The sequence below is a fragment of the Streptomyces sp. NPDC002776 genome (assembly GCF_053592195.1).
In genome coordinates this window covers 198,789-212,998 of sequence record NZ_JBSFVG010000009.1, presented here as the reverse complement: position 1 = coordinate 212,998, position 14,210 = coordinate 198,789, and the positions used below count along the sequence as shown (strand labels likewise).

Annotated in this window: 16 protein-coding genes and 1 pseudogene; 11 read left to right on the top strand and 6 right to left on the bottom strand. The window is 71.7% G+C overall.

The window, feature by feature from the left end; genetic code table 11:
• Positions 1-116 precede the first annotated feature (116 nt).
• Positions 117-782 carry a response regulator gene (locus ACWD11_RS20200; protein WP_389417783.1) on the top strand — a complete coding sequence of 222 codons (666 nt, stop codon included), beginning with the start codon at positions 117-119 and terminating at the stop codon, positions 780-782.
• On the opposite strand, the gene ACWD11_RS20195 is transcribed toward ACWD11_RS20200, so the two are convergent.
• Together ACWD11_RS20195 and ACWD11_RS20190 are read right to left on the bottom strand one after the other, a co-directional pair.
• Positions 743-1,027, bottom strand: coding sequence for a DUF6332 family protein (locus tag ACWD11_RS20195; protein ID WP_451284509.1), 285 nt, complete (start codon positions 1,025-1,027; stop codon positions 743-745). The two genes, ACWD11_RS20200 and ACWD11_RS20195, sit on opposite strands and share 40 nt — an antisense overlap.
• Before the next feature lie 74 nt (positions 1,028-1,101).
• Positions 1,102-2,595, bottom strand: coding sequence for an MFS transporter (locus ACWD11_RS20190; RefSeq protein ID WP_451284507.1), 1,494 nt, complete (start codon positions 2,593-2,595; stop codon positions 1,102-1,104).
• A gap of 84 nt (positions 2,596-2,679) precedes the next feature.
• Between ACWD11_RS20190 and ACWD11_RS20185 the strand changes: the two genes are divergently transcribed.
• A complete protein-coding gene (locus ACWD11_RS20185; RefSeq protein WP_451284505.1) occupies positions 2,680-3,057 on the top strand; it encodes a MarR family winged helix-turn-helix transcriptional regulator in 378 nt (125 codons plus the stop codon).
• A 12-nt stretch (positions 3,058-3,069) separates the two neighbouring features.
• Here ACWD11_RS20185 and ACWD11_RS20180 read toward each other — a convergent pair whose 3' ends face one another.
• Positions 3,070-3,804: a maleylpyruvate isomerase family mycothiol-dependent enzyme gene (locus ACWD11_RS20180; RefSeq protein WP_389417787.1), complete on the bottom strand. Its 735-nt coding sequence runs from the start codon at positions 3,802-3,804 to the stop codon at positions 3,070-3,072.
• 138 nt (positions 3,805-3,942) lie between these two features.
• On the opposite strand from ACWD11_RS20180, the gene ACWD11_RS20175 reads away from it, so the two are divergent.
• Complete coding sequence (locus ACWD11_RS20175; RefSeq protein ID WP_451284503.1) at positions 3,943-4,506, top strand: DM13 domain-containing protein; 564 nt, start codon at positions 3,943-3,945, stop codon at positions 4,504-4,506.
• Between the two features lie 44 nt (positions 4,507-4,550).
• Here ACWD11_RS20175 and ACWD11_RS20170 read toward each other — a convergent pair whose 3' ends face one another.
• Both ACWD11_RS20170 and ACWD11_RS20165 read right to left on the bottom strand, forming a co-directional pair.
• A complete protein-coding gene (locus ACWD11_RS20170; RefSeq protein ID WP_451284501.1) occupies positions 4,551-5,711 on the bottom strand; it encodes an MFS transporter in 1,161 nt (386 codons plus the stop codon).
• A 109-nt stretch (positions 5,712-5,820) separates the two neighbouring features.
• The gene (locus ACWD11_RS20165; RefSeq protein WP_451284499.1) at positions 5,821-6,261 is read right to left on the bottom strand and encodes a MarR family winged helix-turn-helix transcriptional regulator; all 441 of its coding nucleotides are present in this window, start codon (positions 6,259-6,261) and stop codon (positions 5,821-5,823) included.
• A 261-nt stretch (positions 6,262-6,522) separates the two neighbouring features.
• Between ACWD11_RS20165 and ACWD11_RS20160 the strand changes: the two genes are divergently transcribed.
• The 3 genes and pseudogenes from ACWD11_RS20160 to ACWD11_RS20150 all read left to right on the top strand — a co-directional run.
• Positions 6,523-7,713, top strand: coding sequence for a M20 family metallopeptidase (locus ACWD11_RS20160; protein ID WP_451284497.1), 1,191 nt, complete (start codon positions 6,523-6,525; stop codon positions 7,711-7,713).
• Between the two features lie 28 nt (positions 7,714-7,741).
• Positions 7,742-8,365 carry a DUF5937 family protein gene (locus ACWD11_RS20155; protein ID WP_451284495.1) on the top strand — a complete coding sequence of 208 codons (624 nt, stop codon included), beginning with the start codon at positions 7,742-7,744 and terminating at the stop codon, positions 8,363-8,365.
• Positions 8,314-8,586, top strand: a pseudogene (locus ACWD11_RS20150) (expansin EXLX1 family cellulose-binding protein); the annotation flags it as partial. The gene ACWD11_RS20155 and the pseudogene ACWD11_RS20150, both read left to right, overlap by 52 nt.
• Before the next feature lie 37 nt (positions 8,587-8,623).
• On the opposite strand, the gene ACWD11_RS20145 reads toward ACWD11_RS20150, so the two are convergent.
• Entirely contained in the window at positions 8,624-9,466 is an 843-nt protein-coding gene (locus ACWD11_RS20145) for a class I SAM-dependent methyltransferase (protein WP_451284628.1), read from the bottom strand.
• 74 nt (positions 9,467-9,540) lie between these two features.
• Between ACWD11_RS20145 and ACWD11_RS20140 the strand changes: the two genes are divergently transcribed.
• The 5 genes from ACWD11_RS20140 to ACWD11_RS20120 all read left to right on the top strand — a co-directional run bounded on the left by ACWD11_RS20140 (position 9,541) and on the right by ACWD11_RS20120 (position 14,210).
• Entirely contained in the window at positions 9,541-9,942 is a 402-nt protein-coding gene (locus tag ACWD11_RS20140) for a helix-turn-helix domain-containing protein (RefSeq protein ID WP_389417794.1), read from the top strand.
• A 140-nt stretch (positions 9,943-10,082) separates the two neighbouring features.
• Positions 10,083-10,541: a DUF6069 family protein gene (locus ACWD11_RS20135; RefSeq protein WP_451284493.1), complete on the top strand. Its 459-nt coding sequence runs from the start codon at positions 10,083-10,085 to the stop codon at positions 10,539-10,541.
• Between the two features lie 147 nt (positions 10,542-10,688).
• On the top strand, positions 10,689-12,746 hold the full coding sequence (locus tag ACWD11_RS20130; RefSeq protein WP_451284491.1) for a galactose-binding domain-containing protein: 2,058 nt from the start codon (positions 10,689-10,691) through the stop codon (positions 12,744-12,746).
• A 29-nt stretch (positions 12,747-12,775) separates the two neighbouring features.
• Positions 12,776-13,375, top strand: a complete 600-nt coding sequence (locus tag ACWD11_RS20125) for a TetR/AcrR family transcriptional regulator (RefSeq protein WP_451284489.1) — start codon at positions 12,776-12,778, stop codon at positions 13,373-13,375.
• Positions 13,376-13,427: 52 nt separating this feature from the next.
• A complete protein-coding gene (locus tag ACWD11_RS20120; RefSeq protein ID WP_451284487.1) occupies positions 13,428-14,210 on the top strand; it encodes a cyclase family protein in 783 nt (260 codons plus the stop codon).

The following is a 14,210-nucleotide window of genomic DNA, read 5'->3' as shown; positions in this document are numbered from 1 at the left end:
GCGTACTGCCCGGCACCGCGCAGGAGGGTGACCGGTGATCGGCGTACCGCCCGGCACCCTGAAGGAGGGCGACCGGTGAGCCCCGCACTGCCCCGCCCCTCGAAAGGAGACCACCAGTGATCCGCGTACTGCTCGCCGACGACCAGTCGCTCGTGCGGGCCGGTTTCCGGGCGCTGCTCGACGCGCAGCCCGACATCGAGGTGGCCGGTGAGGCCGCGGACGGTGAGGCGGCGGTGCGCGCGGTGCGGGAACTCGCCCCCGACGTCGTGCTGATGGACATCCGGATGCCCGTGCTGGACGGGCTGACCGCCACCCGGCGGATCACCGGGGACGACCGGTTCAAGAACGTGAAGGTGGTCATGCTCACCACCTTCGAGCTCGACGAGTACGTCTTCGAGGCCATCCGGTCCGGCGCCTCGGGGTTCCTGGTCAAGGACACCGAGCCGGACGAACTCCTGCGCGCCGTACGGGCGGTGGTCTGCGGGGACGCGCTGCTGTCACCGGGGGTGACCCGTCGGCTGATCGCCGAGTTCGCGGCCCGTTCCAAGGAGCCCGCGGCGGCCGACGCCCTCGCCGTGCTCACCGAGCGGGAGCGGGAGGTGATGGCCCTGGTCGGCATCGGGCTGTCGAACGAGGAGATCGCCCGCCGTCTCGTGGTCAGCCCGCTCACCGCCAAGACCCACGTCAGCCGCACCATGGTGAAGCTGGGCGCCCGGGACCGGGCGCAACTGGTCGTCCTCGCCTACGAGTCGGGGTTGGTGCGGCCGGGCTGGCTCGGCTGAGCCCCCCGCCGGTAGCGCACCAGCACGCTGATCACGCGGGCGGCGAACAGCACCACGGCGAGCCACTTTCCGCCCTGCCACAGCAGCGACTCCACCGCCGGCGGCAGATCGAACAGCAGCGCCGGACCGACGACGGCCCCGAAGACCACCCCCGCCGCGAACACCGCGCTGAACAGCGCGTACCCCACTTCGACGGCGAACGCGTCCTGTTCCGCCTTGGTCCGCCGGCCCCCGTGAACGCTCATGCCCGGAGTCAAGCAGGCGTGTGCCCGGCCGGGCAAGCGACCCGGGCCGGGCACACGGAACGGAGGCGGTCCCCCTAGTCGCGGACCGGAACCCGGTCCGTCTCCGCCTCCCGCACAGTGGACTTGGCGACCACGACGGACTGCTGGGGCCGCTGGGCCGCGCGTGTCCCGCGCAGTCCGGGGAGGGTGATCAGCAGGCCCGCGAAGGCGACGCACGCCACCACCACGAAGCCGGGCCGGTAGCTGTCCAGGACCGCCTGCGCGGTGGCCTGTTCGGGCGCTCCCGCGGTCACCACCGCGGTCACCACGGCGAGGAAGATCGCGCCGCCCACCTGCACCGAGGTGTTCAGCAGCCCGGAGACCATGCCCTGCTCGTGGTCGTCGACGCCGTTGGTGGCCTGGATGTTGAGCGAGGGGAAGACCAGCGCGCAGGCCGCGCCGATCAGCAGCATCGACGGCAGGATGGTCGCCGCGTACACGGGGTCGAGGTCGATCCGGAGGAACAGCGCGTAGCCGACGACCATGAACCCGAAGCCCACCGCGATCAGCCGCTGGGTGCCGAACCGGTCGACGATCGAGCCGACCTTCGTCGAGGAGAGCGCCACCAGTGCGCCCGCGGGCAGGAAGGCGAGCGCCGTGTGCAGCGCGGACCAGCCGAGCACCGACTGCATGTAGAGCGTGGTGAGGAACTGGAAGCCGACGTACGAGCCGAAGAAGGCGAGGGCGCCGAGCTGGGCACGGATCTGGTTGCCGGAGCGCAGTACGCCGAGCCGGACCAGCGGTCCGGGCGAGCGCCGTTCGACCAGCACGAACGAGGTCAGCAGGATGACCACGGCGAGGAAGGACAGCAGTGTCCGGGCGGAGGTCCAGCCGACTTCGGGTGCCTGCACGACGGTGAACACCAGCAGCAGCATCGAGGCGGTGCCGAGGACGGCGCCGGGGATGTCGTAGCCGTTGTGGTTCTTCTCGCGGGCGCTGCGCGGCAGCAGCCTCAGGCCCGCCACCAGGGCGATCAGGGCGATCGGCGCGGGCAGCAGCATGGTGAGCCGCCAACTGGCCTCGGTGAGCAGTCCGGACAGGACCAGGCCCATGGAGAAGCCGGTGGCCGCGCAGGTGGTGTAGATGGCGAGGGCCTTGTTGCGCAGCGGGCCCTCGGGGAAGGTCGTGGTGATGATCGACAGGCCGGCCGGCGCCGTGAAGGCCGCGCTCAGGCCCTTGATGAAGCGGCTGGCGATGAGCAGCGGACCGGAGTCGACGAGCCCGCCGAGCAGGGAGGCGACCGCGAAGACTCCGAGGGCCACCAGGAAGACCTGGCGCCGGCCCAGCAGGTCGGCGGCGCGTCCGCCGAGGAGCAGCAGGCCGCCGTAGCCGAGGATGTAGCCGCTGACGATCCATTGCAGCGTCGAGGTCGACAGACCCAGGTCGGCGCCGATGGACGGCAGGGCGACGCCGACCATCGAGACGTCCAGGGCGTCGAGGAACATCGCGGCGCAGAGCACCAGCAGGGTGCCCCACAGCCGGGGCGTCCAACGTCCGTCGGACGTGGGGGTGGTGAGCGGAGAGGTCATGCCGAGACACTACATGCGCATGCATTGGATGCAAATACATTTAATTCCGATGCAACAAACTCGGCTCTCTGCTACGGTGCGCCCATGGCGGCTAAAAGGGCCGAGCAGGCGCTCGTGGACCAGTGGCGGGACATCCTCACGCTGCATGCCCGCACACAGTGCGAACTCGACCGGGCGCTGCACCAACACGGGTTGTGCGGCAGCGACTTCGAGGTACTGGACGTGCTGGCGGGCGGCGAGTGCGCGCAGCGTGTGCAGGAGATCGCCGAGCATGTGCACCTGAGTCAGAGCGCGTTGTCGCGGCTGATCGCACGGCTGGAGAGGGACGGCCTCGTCGACCGTCACATGTGCCCCGAGGACCGGCGCGGGGTGAAGGTCGCGCTCACGGCGAAGGGGCGCGCGCTGCACGGCGATGTGCTGCCGGTGCAGCGCGCGGTGCTGACCAGAATGCTGTCGAGCTGACCTGGCTCGGCTTCAGATGACGCCGGACGTCTCCCGCCACAGCGCGGCCAGCGAGGCGTCGCCGTGCACGGCCGGGAAAGGCAGCCGGTTCCACAGTGCCGGGTACAACTGCGCGAGGGGTCCGGCCAGTTCGCAGTCGGCCTCCGCGGTCTCCCCGCGCTCCGCCGCGGGCGGTTCCTGGGACAGGCGTACGGTCCACACCGCGTCGTCCGTGTCGGCCGCCCGCACCCGCAGCACGCGCGGCTCGGCGCTGCGGACCCGGCTCTTGGTGCGGGCGTGGAAGCCGAGGAGGAGTTCGTCGATGCCGTCGGCCGCGAAGGCGGGGTCGATCGCGGTCGGCGTACCGCCGCGTGCCGCCTCCGCGTCGAGGCGGTGGATCGTCGTCTCGTGGGCCTGGCGGCGGGCCCAGAAGGCGAGCGGCGACGGCGCGGGCAGGAAGTGCCAGCACCGCACGTCGACTTGGGCGCCGGTCAGGGTGCCGACAAGGTGGCGGTGGCCCTCGCGGAACCAGGTGGTGAGCTCGGTGCCGTCCAGGTCGGGCGGGTCCCCGAAGGGCTGGAAGGCTTGGTGGCCCTCGGCGACGAAGGCCGCCGCCCAGCGGTGCACCATCCCCGTGTGCCGCAGCAGGTCGCGCACCTGCCACTCCGGGCAGGTCGGCACCTTGGCGTCCGTCCCGGCCCGCTCGGCCGCCTCGGCCAGCAACCGGCCCTCCCGGTCCAGGACGCGTATGAACTCAGCAGTCTGCATGCGGCCGAGTTTGCCTGATGAAGCGCGGTCCAAGGGGAGTGGCCGTAAGGATTTCGTCATCCGGTCAGGGATGCCGCGCGCCTCGATGATCGGGTGGAATGGGAGCCGACAGGAACTCTCACGTATCGGGGGAAGAGCATGGGGCGCGTACGGAAGTCGCTGATCGCCGGGGTGCTGGTGGTGGCCGTCGTGGGGGCGGGGTTCGGGCTGTACTGGTTCCAGCCGTGGAAGCTGTGGCAGGACGAGACGGTGGACGAGGCCCTGCCGGCCGCGGCGGGGACGTCCGCGCCGGCCGCCGGGGAGCCGTCCGCGCCGTCCACCGCCGGGGAGACCTCCGCGCCGCCGGCGCCGCGGACTCTCGCCCGCGGTGAGCTGATCAGCCACGAACACGACACCTCCGGCAGCGTGCGGCTGGTACGGCTGGCCGACGGATCCCATGTCGTCCGGCTGGAGAACCTCGACACCAGCAACGGTCCCGACCTGCGCGTCTGGCTGACCGACGCCCCCGTCAAGGAGGGCACCGCCGGCTGGCGCGTCTTCGACGACGGGCGGTACGTCAGCCTGGGCAAGCTCAAGGGCAACAAGGGGAGCCAGAACTACGCCGTACCGGCCGACGTCGAGCTGACGCAGTACAGCAGCGTCAGCATCTGGTGCGACCGGTTCGACGTGTCCTTCGGCGCGGCGGAGCTGGCGCGCGCCTGAGAGCGGGCGGGGGGTGTGGGGAGGGCGCCGGGTCTGTGCGGCTGTCAGCCGGTGGCCGCGCGCCGGGTCGCGAAGCCGATGGCCGCGGCGACGGCGGCGAGGGCGGCGACGCTGGTCAGGGCTATGGGCAGGGAGAACCACTCGGCCATGAAACCGATCGTGGGCGGCCCGAGGAGCATGCCGCCGTAGCCCAGGGTGGACGCGGTCGCCACACCGCTCGGCCCGGCCAGGGCACCGGCGCGCTCGATGGCGACCGGGAAGAGGTTGGCGAGTCCGAGCCCGGTGACCGAGAACCCGATGAGCGTGGCCCACACCGACGGGGAGAGCGAACCGAGGAGCATGCCCGCGGCCGCGGTGGCGCCACCGACGACGACGGTACGGGTGCGGCCGAGCCGCTGGAGCAGCGTGGACCCCGTCAGCCGCCCGAGCGTCATGGCGAGCGCGAAGCAGGAGTACCCCACCGCCGCGAGCCCCGGCGAGGCGCCCAGGTCCTGTTCGAGATGGAGCGCGCCCCAGTCGGCCATGGCGCCCTCGCCGTACGCCGTGCACAGCGCGATCAGTCCGAAGACGGCGACGAGCCGACGGGTACGGCGGTCCAGGCGCCGCGGGCCCGCTTCCCGCGGCTGCGCCGCCCGCGGCGGTTCGATCCGCAGGAGGACGCGCCCCGCGAAGAAGGTCACCGCGAGACCGACGAGGGTGAGGCCGAGGAGGTGCCGGGTGGGGGAGAGGCTGCCGGCGACCAGCCCGCCGAGGCCCGCGCCCACCATCCCGCCCAGGCTGAAGGCCGCGTGGAAGCTGGGCATGATCGGCCGCTGGAGTGCGGTGACGAGGTCGACGGCGGCGCTGTTGAAGGCGACGTTGATCCCGCCGTACGCGGCGCCGAACAGCAGCAGCACGGCGGTGAGGGCGGGGACGGAGTGGGTCAGCGGCGGCAGCGCGACGCTGAGGGAAAGCAGGACGGCGCAGACGACGGTGACCGGATGGCTGCCGTAGCGGCGGCAGAGGCGCCCGGTGAGCGTCATGGTGATCACGGCTCCCGCGGACACGCCGAGGAGGGCGAGCCCCAGGGTTCCGGCCGAGGCGTTCACCTGCTCCTTGATCGCGGGGATGCGCACGACCCAGCCGGCGAAGACGAAGCCGTCCATGGCGAAGAAGACGGTGAGGGCGATGCGGAGGCGGGTGAGGTCGGTGGAGGTTCCCGGCACGACGTTGTGCGAACAGGGTTTGTTTATTTGCGGCACAAAGTCAGGGTAGGGAGGAGACGGGGAGAGGGCAAGGCTTTCAGGAGGAGGGGGATCGGGTCGCGTCCCTGGATCACTCCGCCTCGTACGGGGCGAGTACCCGGGTCCAGAGGTGGGTCAGGGTCTCCCGGTCCGCGGGCGACAGGGGGCGCAGCAGGTCGTCCTGCACCCGGTCCGGTACGCGGTCCAGGTGCCGCAGCTGCCGGGCGCCGTCGCTGGTGAGGCTCACCTGGTTGCGCCGCCCGTGGTCCGGGGACGGTGCCTTGTCGACGTAGCCCTGCTCCACCAGTTCGTTGACGGCCGCCACCACATCGCTGCGGTCCATACGGCACCGTCGGCCGAGCTCGGCCTGGCTCGCCGCCCCGAACTCCTGCAGGGCGGCCAGGATGCGGTAGTGGTACCCGCGCGCCCCCGCCGCGGTGACCCCGTCGAACACCAACCGACGTGTGTGCAGGGCGAGTTGGCTGATGAGCCAGCTCGGCATCGTCGTCAGCCGCTCGGGGATCTCGTCCATGCCAACCACCGTGACAGTGTTGGTTCCACCAGCATTCGGCGTCTGGCGTGGGTCCCGCGAACCTTGAGTGTCAGCCGAGGAGTTGTCTGGTCCACCGACACCCGTACCGCCGACCGCATCGACATTCGCCTAGCTCTTCAGTCGGCGCCCGCCCGGCCCGGATTACCTGAGCCGCGGTAATCGCGGACCGCTGACGGGGACGTGGGCGCACGCTGCCTACGACACGGCGGATCGACCGCCACCCGTACGACGGAGGCCACCATGCCCGCCACCCAGCCACCCCCGCTGACCGCTCTCGCCGCCGAACTCGCCGTCCTGCGGCCCCGGATGGAGGCCGTGAGCCTCGCCATCCACGCCCGTCCCGAGCTGAAGTTCACCGAGTTCCACGCCCACCAGGTGCTGACGCGCTGGCTCTCGGAAGCCGGGTTCACGGTGACGTCCGGCGCGGGAGGCTTGGACACCGCGTTCGTCGCGGTGCACGAGGGCGGGCGGCCGGGGCCCCGCGTCGCCGTGCTCGCGGAGTACGACGCCCTGCCCGGTGTCGGACACGGCTGCGGGCATAACCTCATCGCGGCCGGTGCCGCGGCCGCTGCTGTGGCCGCCGTACGGGCCCTGCCCGCGCACCCGGGCACCGTCGCCGTCATCGGCACCCCGGGTGAGGAGATGGGCGGCGCCGGGAAGGTACGGCTCGCCGAGGCCGGGGTGTTCGAGGGCGTGGACGCGGCGCTGATGTTCCACCCGGCCGACCGGTCCGTGACGACCCAGCACGCGCTGGCCGCCGCCCATCTGCGGATCGACTTCACCGGAGTCGGCGCCCACGCCGCCAGGTCGCCCTGGGAAGGGCGCAGCGCGCTGGCCGCCGCGCAGCTCTTCCTCAACGCCGTCGATTCCCTGCGGCAGTTCGTAGAGCCCACCGCGCGGCTGCACGGCGTCGTCACGGACGGCGGTCAGGCCCCCAACGTCGTACCGGCCCACGCGGCCGTCGAGTTGTACGTACGGGACCGTACGACCGCCGCCACCGAAGCGCTGGTCGAGCGGGTCCGCGCCGCTGCCGAGGGCGCGGCGCTGGCCACCGGGACGGCCGGGGCGGTGTCCGAGACCGGGCCGCTGTACGCGGAGCGCCGCGACAGCGCGGTGCTCGCCGAGCGGTTCGGGTGGGCGGTGCGCGAACTGGGCCTGGACATCGCGCCCGGCGCGGCCGACACTCCGGCGGGCTCCTCCGACATCGGCAACCTCTCCCACCTCCTGCCGGTCATCCACCCGTACATCCAGATCGCCGAACCGGGCACGCCCGCGCACTCGGAGGCGATGCGGGAGGCAGCTGCCAGCCCGTTCGCCCACGACCGCACCGAGCTCGCGGCGACAGGCCTCGCGCGCCTGGTGACGGAACTCCTGCTGGACGGCGCCCTGTTGGCGGCAGCGGGAGCGGAGTTCGCCGGGGCCCTGACGTGAGCGAAACCCCCCGCCTACACTTCCCGCCATGCCGGTCGTGATCGTCCTGGAAGGGGCCGGCCCCGGCCGCTTCACCGTCGCCGTGTCGCCGCGCGCGGAACTCGCCGCCAGCCTGCACGTCCTGACCGAGCATGCCCACCACGCCCAACACACCTCCTGGGCCGAGGAGATCACCCGCGCCGCGCCTCCCGCCTTCCGGGCCGGCCTGCGACGGTTCGCCCCGCTGTGGACGGCGCTGCGCTGGCGCGGGTTCTACCCGGGCCTGGATGCCCCGCTCGCGACCCTGCCGACGGACCGGTTCGCCGAACTCACCGCCCAGACCTGCGTCAGCGGCTACCGGGGCTTCGACTTCGCCCGGCTGCTGCACGACCCGGCCCAGGCGGGCGTGCTGCGCCGGGCGGCCTCCGGTCTGCCCGCACCGCACCCGGCCCTCGCCGAGGATCTGCTGCGCGACCCGGAGCGGCTGCGCGGCGACATCCTCGCCTTCCTCGCCCTGTGCCGCCGCGTCTACTTCACCGACCTGTGGAAGGCGACCGAGCCCGCGCTCGCCCGAGCCGCGCACCTGGTCCGGCAGCGGCTCGCGGACGAGGGAGCGGAGGGTCGGTCCGGTACAAGACCGGGTCCAGCCGTCACTGGTGCGGCATCCAGGTGATCGGCCACCGCAATCCGGTGGCACGGCTGGAAGTCGGCACCGGCACCGGCTGGCGTCAGCTGCCGCGCGCCGAGTACAACTACTTCCTCGCCGAGGACGGGGGCGGGTGCGGCGGCGCGATCAGGGTCACCGACATCCACGGGGAGCGGCTCACCGTCCAGGGGATCGCGATCCGGCCGGACGTCGCACAGCCGACCCGGGTGCAGTTCGCCCGACGCTGAGGGAGCCCGGTGCTGAGGGTGCCCGTTACGGCCGCGCCTATGATGCCCGGGCGCCGACCGCCCAACAGGCCGCGGTGAAACGGACCTCCGCGCCCCGCACGTACTCGTCGAAGGCGGGGCGGACCGTCTCGACGAGCCGGGCCCGGGTCCGCTCGTCCACGTCCGGCAGGATCTGGCCGAGCGGACCGAGCCGGGTGAAGTAGCGGACCAGATCCGCGGTGGGCAGGGCGCAGGTGACGTCGATCGGCCGGATGTCGATCCCGGCCCATCCGCTTTCCGTGAGCAGATGCCGGACCTTGTCCGGATCGGCGAAGGCGAACTGCCCCGGCCCGTCCGGGCGGCGGGCGGGGAGGTCGGGGAGCACGGGCGCCGCGGCGCGTTCGGCCGTCGTCATGAACGGGTTCTCCTCGGGGCCGCGCCAGGCGACGAACCGCAGTGCGGCACCGTCCTCGGCCGCGCGCCGAAGGTTGGTGAACGCGCGCACCGGGTCGTCGAAGAACATCACGCCGAAGCGCGAGACGACGGTGTCGAAGGTCGCGGGTACGAAGTCGTACTCCGCCGCGTCGGCCAGGATGAACGACGCCGGGGCGCCTTCCCGTGCGGCGCGTTCCCGTGCGGCGGTGACCATCGGTTCGGAGATGTCGACGCCGACGCAACGACCCTCCGGACCGAGCCGCCTGGCCACCGCCACCGTCGTGCCGCCGGTGCCGCAGCCGACGTCGAGGACCCGCCCTCCGTGCCCGTCGGGCACCGCCTCCACGAGCAGTTCCCCCAACGGCCGGAGCATCTCGTCCAGCAACGCCTGTTCCTGGACCCAGACATGACCCGCTCGGTTCCAGCGGGCCGCCTGATCGTCATCGGTGCTGTGTGTCACGTTCATCATCGTCTCCCCTGCTTGCCGTCACCGGGCGGAGATGACAGCTTGCTACTTCAAGCCGACTTGAGGTCAAGAGGATGACGGAACTGGACATCGCCGAGGTGGCACGCCGCGCCGGACTGCCCGCGTCGACCCTGCGGTACTACGAGGAGAAGGGGCTGATCGCCTCCACCGGCAGGCGCGGCCTGCGCCGGCAGTACGACCCCGGCGTGCTGGAACGCCTGGCGCTGATCGTGCTGGGCCGCACCGCCGGGTTCTCCCTCGACGAGATCGCCCGGATGTTCGCCCCCGACGGGACGCCGGACATCGACCGGCGGATGCTCGCGGCCAAGGCGGACGAACTGGAAGCGCGGATCCGGGAACTCACCGTCCTGCGCGACTCCCTCCGGCACGCAGCGGCCTGCCCCGCACCGAGCCATCTGGAGTGCCCCACCTTCCGCCGCCTCCTCCGTGCGGCCGGGACGGCCCGTACGGGTTAGCCCGTCGGCATCAGCGGTGGGAGCCCCGAAGGTGACCCGTGACATGAACTTCCGCCGCAGACCGCTCAGTTCCTGGGCTCCGCACGGTCTAACCCCATGAAAGGCAGCCCGAGCCCCACCGCTGAACAGGAGACCGTGCCATGAGCGTGACCACGACCCAGATCCGGACCCGGAGCACCCTCGATTCCTCCCTCGCGCAGCGCCCCGTATGGCTCGTCGGCATTGTCGCCACGGTCGCCGGCGCCGTGGTGACCGAGGCCTTCGCGCTCGGTGCGCGGGCGGCCGGGGTCCCGATGGAGGCGGCCAGTCCGGGGGCCGTGGAGGCGGCGGAGATCCCGGTGGGGGGCTTCGCGGGCGGCGTGCTGTTCTGGTCGGTCGCCGGCATCGTCCTCGCCGTCGCGCTCGCCCGCTGGGCCCGGCGGCCCGCCCGCGTCTTCACGGTCACCACCGTCGCGCTCACCGCGCTGTCGCTGGTCGGCCCGGTCGTCGCCCCGCACACGGCCACCTCGACGCAGATCGTCCTGGCCGTGTCCCATGTGGTGGCCGCGGCAGTGATCATCCCCCTGCTGGCGCGCCGCCTCTCGCAGCACCAGCGGTGAGCCGTACGGGTCGGACCCGGTCACTGTGACCCGCCATCAGGTCACTTGTCCCGGACCCTTGACTCGGAGTGACCCAGTCGTCATCCTCGACCCACGTATTGGACTGGCCATGACAATGACGTCATGCCGTTCCAGGAGGGTGGGTCCATGGCTCGACTCCCGTACCGCCGACGCAAGGACGTCACGGTCGCGTCGCTGCTCCTGCTGGTCCTGGCGCTGCTGCTCGGCCCCGCGCCGAGCTCGGCGGCCGGGACCGACTGGTGGCAGCCGACGGCCCGGCCCACGCCGGACTCGCAGATCAACGTCACCGGCGAACCGTTCACCGGCACCAACGCACAGGGCGAGGTGCGCGGCTTCGCCGACGTGCACAACCACCTGTTCTCCAACGAGGCGTTCGGCGGCCGGCTCATCTGCGGCAAGACCTTCTCCGAGGCCGGGATCGCCGACGCCCTCAAGGACTGCCCCGAGCACTACCCGGACGGCTCCCTCGCCATCTTCGACTTCATCACCAACGGCGGCGACGGCAGGCACGACCCGGTCGGCTGGCCCACCTTCAAGGACTGGCCCGCCCATGATTCGCTCACCCACCAGCAGAACTACTACGCCTGGGTGGAGCGTGCCTGGCGCGGCGGCCAGCGGGTCCTCGTCAACGACCTCGTCACCAACGGCGTGATCTGCTCGGTCTACTTCTTCAAGGACCGCTCCTGCGACGAGATGACGTCGATCCGCCTCCAGGCGAAGCTGAGTTACGACCTCCAGGCCTACATCGACAAGATGTACGGCGGCACGGGCAAGGGCTGGTTCCGGATCGTCACCGACAGCGCCCAGGCCCGCCAGGTCATCGAGCAGGGCAAGCTGGCGGTCGTCCTCGGCGTCGAGACCTCCGAACCCTTCGGCTGCAAGCAGATCCTGGACATCCCGCAGTGCAGCCGGGCGGACATCGACAAGGGCCTGGACGAGCTGTACGACCTGGGCGTGCGCAGCATGTTCCTGTGCCACAAGTTCGACAACGCGCTCTGCGGCGTCCGCTTCGACTCCGGCACCCTCGGCACCGCCATCAACGTCGGCCAGTTCCTGTCGACCGGCACCTTCTGGAAGACCGAGCAGTGCACCGGCCCCCAGCGCGACAACCCCATCGGCAACGCCACCGCCGCCGAGGCCGAGGCGAAGCTCCCGGCGGGCGTCGAGGTGCCCTCGTACGCGAGCGGCGCGCAGTGCAATGTGCGCGGGCTCAGCGACCTCGGTGAGTACGCCGTCCGGGGCATGATGGACCGCGGCATGATGTTGGAGATCGACCACATGAGCGTCAAGGCCACCGGCCGGGTGCTCGACATCTTCGAGGCCGAGTCCTACCCCGGCGTGCTCTCCTCGCACAGCTGGATGGACATGGACTGGACCGAGCGGGTCTACGGCCTCGGCGGTTTCATCGGCCAGTACATGCACGGCTCCGAAGGCTTCATCGCCGAGGCGGAGCGCACCGAGGCCCTGCGTGACAAGTACGGCGTGGGCTACGCCTACGGCACCGACATGAACGGCGTCGGCGGCTGGCCGGCACCGCGCGGAGCGGACGCCCCGAACAAGGTGACGTACCCCTTCCAGAGCGTCGACGGCGGCTCCGTGATCGAACGGCAGACCACCGGACAGCGCACCTGGGACCTGAACACCGACGGCGCCGCCCACTACGGCCTCGTCCCCGACTGGATCGAGGACATCCGCAAGGTCGGCGGCCAGGAGGTGGTGGACGACCTCTTCCGGGGCGCCGAGTCCTACCTGGACACCTGGGGCGCCTCCGAGCGGCACCGGTCCGCCGTGAACCTCGCCGACGGCGCTGCCGCGGCGGCCAGTTCGGCGGAGTGGCACCCGTTCACCAGCTATGCGCCCGGCCGGGCCGCCGACGGTGACCGGGGCACCCGCTGGGCCAGCGACTGGAGCGACGACCAGTGGCTGCGGATCGACCTGGGTGCCACCCACCGCGTCGGCCGGGTCACCCTCGACTGGGAGCGCGCCTACGGCACGTCCTACCGCGTCGAACTCTCCACCGACGGGCAGAGCTGGCGGACCGCCTGGTCCACCACCGCCGGTGACGGCGGCCTGGACACCGCCCGGTTCGCCGGCACACCCGCCCGCTACGTACGCGTCCTCGGTCTGGAACGCGGCACGCAATGGGGGTACTCACTGCGCGAGGTGAGCGTCCACAGCGACTGAGCGCCGGTACGAGCACGAGGGACACGGACATGGCACGCATGCCGTCGGCAGAACGGCGCCTGCAGCTGACGGAAGCGGCGATCAGGGCGATGGCCCGGGACGGCGTCGCACGGACGACGACCCGGTCCATCGCCGCCGAGGCCGGCGTGTCCCTCAGCGTCTTCCACTACTGCTTCGACTCCAAGCAGGCCCTGGTGGAGTCCGTCATCACGACCATCACCGACCACTACGTGACGCTGGTGAAGCAGGCCCTGGTCCCCAGGGCCACCCTCCAGGAGACCGTCCGGGCCGCACTCCAGGCGTACTGGGACCACGTCCGCGCCCACCCCGACGAGCACATGCTGACCTACGAACTCACCCAGTACGCCCTGCGCCAGCCGGGGTTCGAGCATCTGGCCCGGCGCCAGCACGAGTTGTACCGCGACACCTACGCCGACCTCATCGAGCAGCTGAGCCGGACCATGGACCTGCGCCTGCGGGTGCCCGTACCGGTGCTGGCGCGCTATCTCGCCGCCATGACGGACGGACTGACCCTGAACTACCTGGTGCTGGGCGACGAGGAGTCCTGGGTCGGCGTCCTGGACACGGTCACCGCGCACATCGCCGGACTCGTGGACGCCGCATGGTGAATACCCCGGGAACGATCCATGCTGGGAGGTCCGCGACCGTCCGGAGGCCCCCATGCCCGAACCGTCCGTCCTCGCCTCGCTCGTGTCCGCCCTGCGGGAGGGCACGATCGACGTCGTCGACCTCACCGCGCCGCTGTCGGCGGCGACCCCGCTGATCCAACTGCCGTCCGTGTTCGGGCAGACGGCGGCCTTCGAGCTGCAGGAGATCAGCCGGTACGACGGCCGGGGACCGGACTGGTACTGGAACAACTTCCGCACCGGCGAACACACCGGCACCCACTTCGACGCCCCCAACCACTGGGTGACGGGCAAGAACCTCGCCGACGTGGCGTCCGTACCGGCGGGCCGGCTGGTCGCCCCGGCCGCGGTGCTCGACTGCACCGCCGAGGCGGAACGCGATCCGGACTTCCTCCTGGAAGTGGACCATGTGAAGGCGTGGGAGGCGGAGCACGGCCCCCTTCCCGACGGCGGCTGGCTGCTGCTGCGCACCGGCTGGGACGCCCGCGCGCAGTCGCAGGAGGAGTTCCTGAACGCCGACGACAACGGCCCGCACACGCCGGGACTGTCGCCGGAGTGCGCACGCTGGGTCGCCGAGGAATCGCCGGTGATCGGACTGGGCGTGGAGACGGTCGGCACGGACGCCGGACGCGGACACGCCTTCGAACCGGCCTTCCCCTGCCACTCCTACCTCATGGGCAACGACAAGTACGGCCTGACCCAGCTGCAGAATCTGGCCCTGCTGCCCGCGACGGGCTGCGTCGTGATCGCCGGCCCGCTGCCGATCGTCACCGGCTCCGGCTCTCCCGCCCGGGTGCTGGCCTTGGTGGAGCGCTGA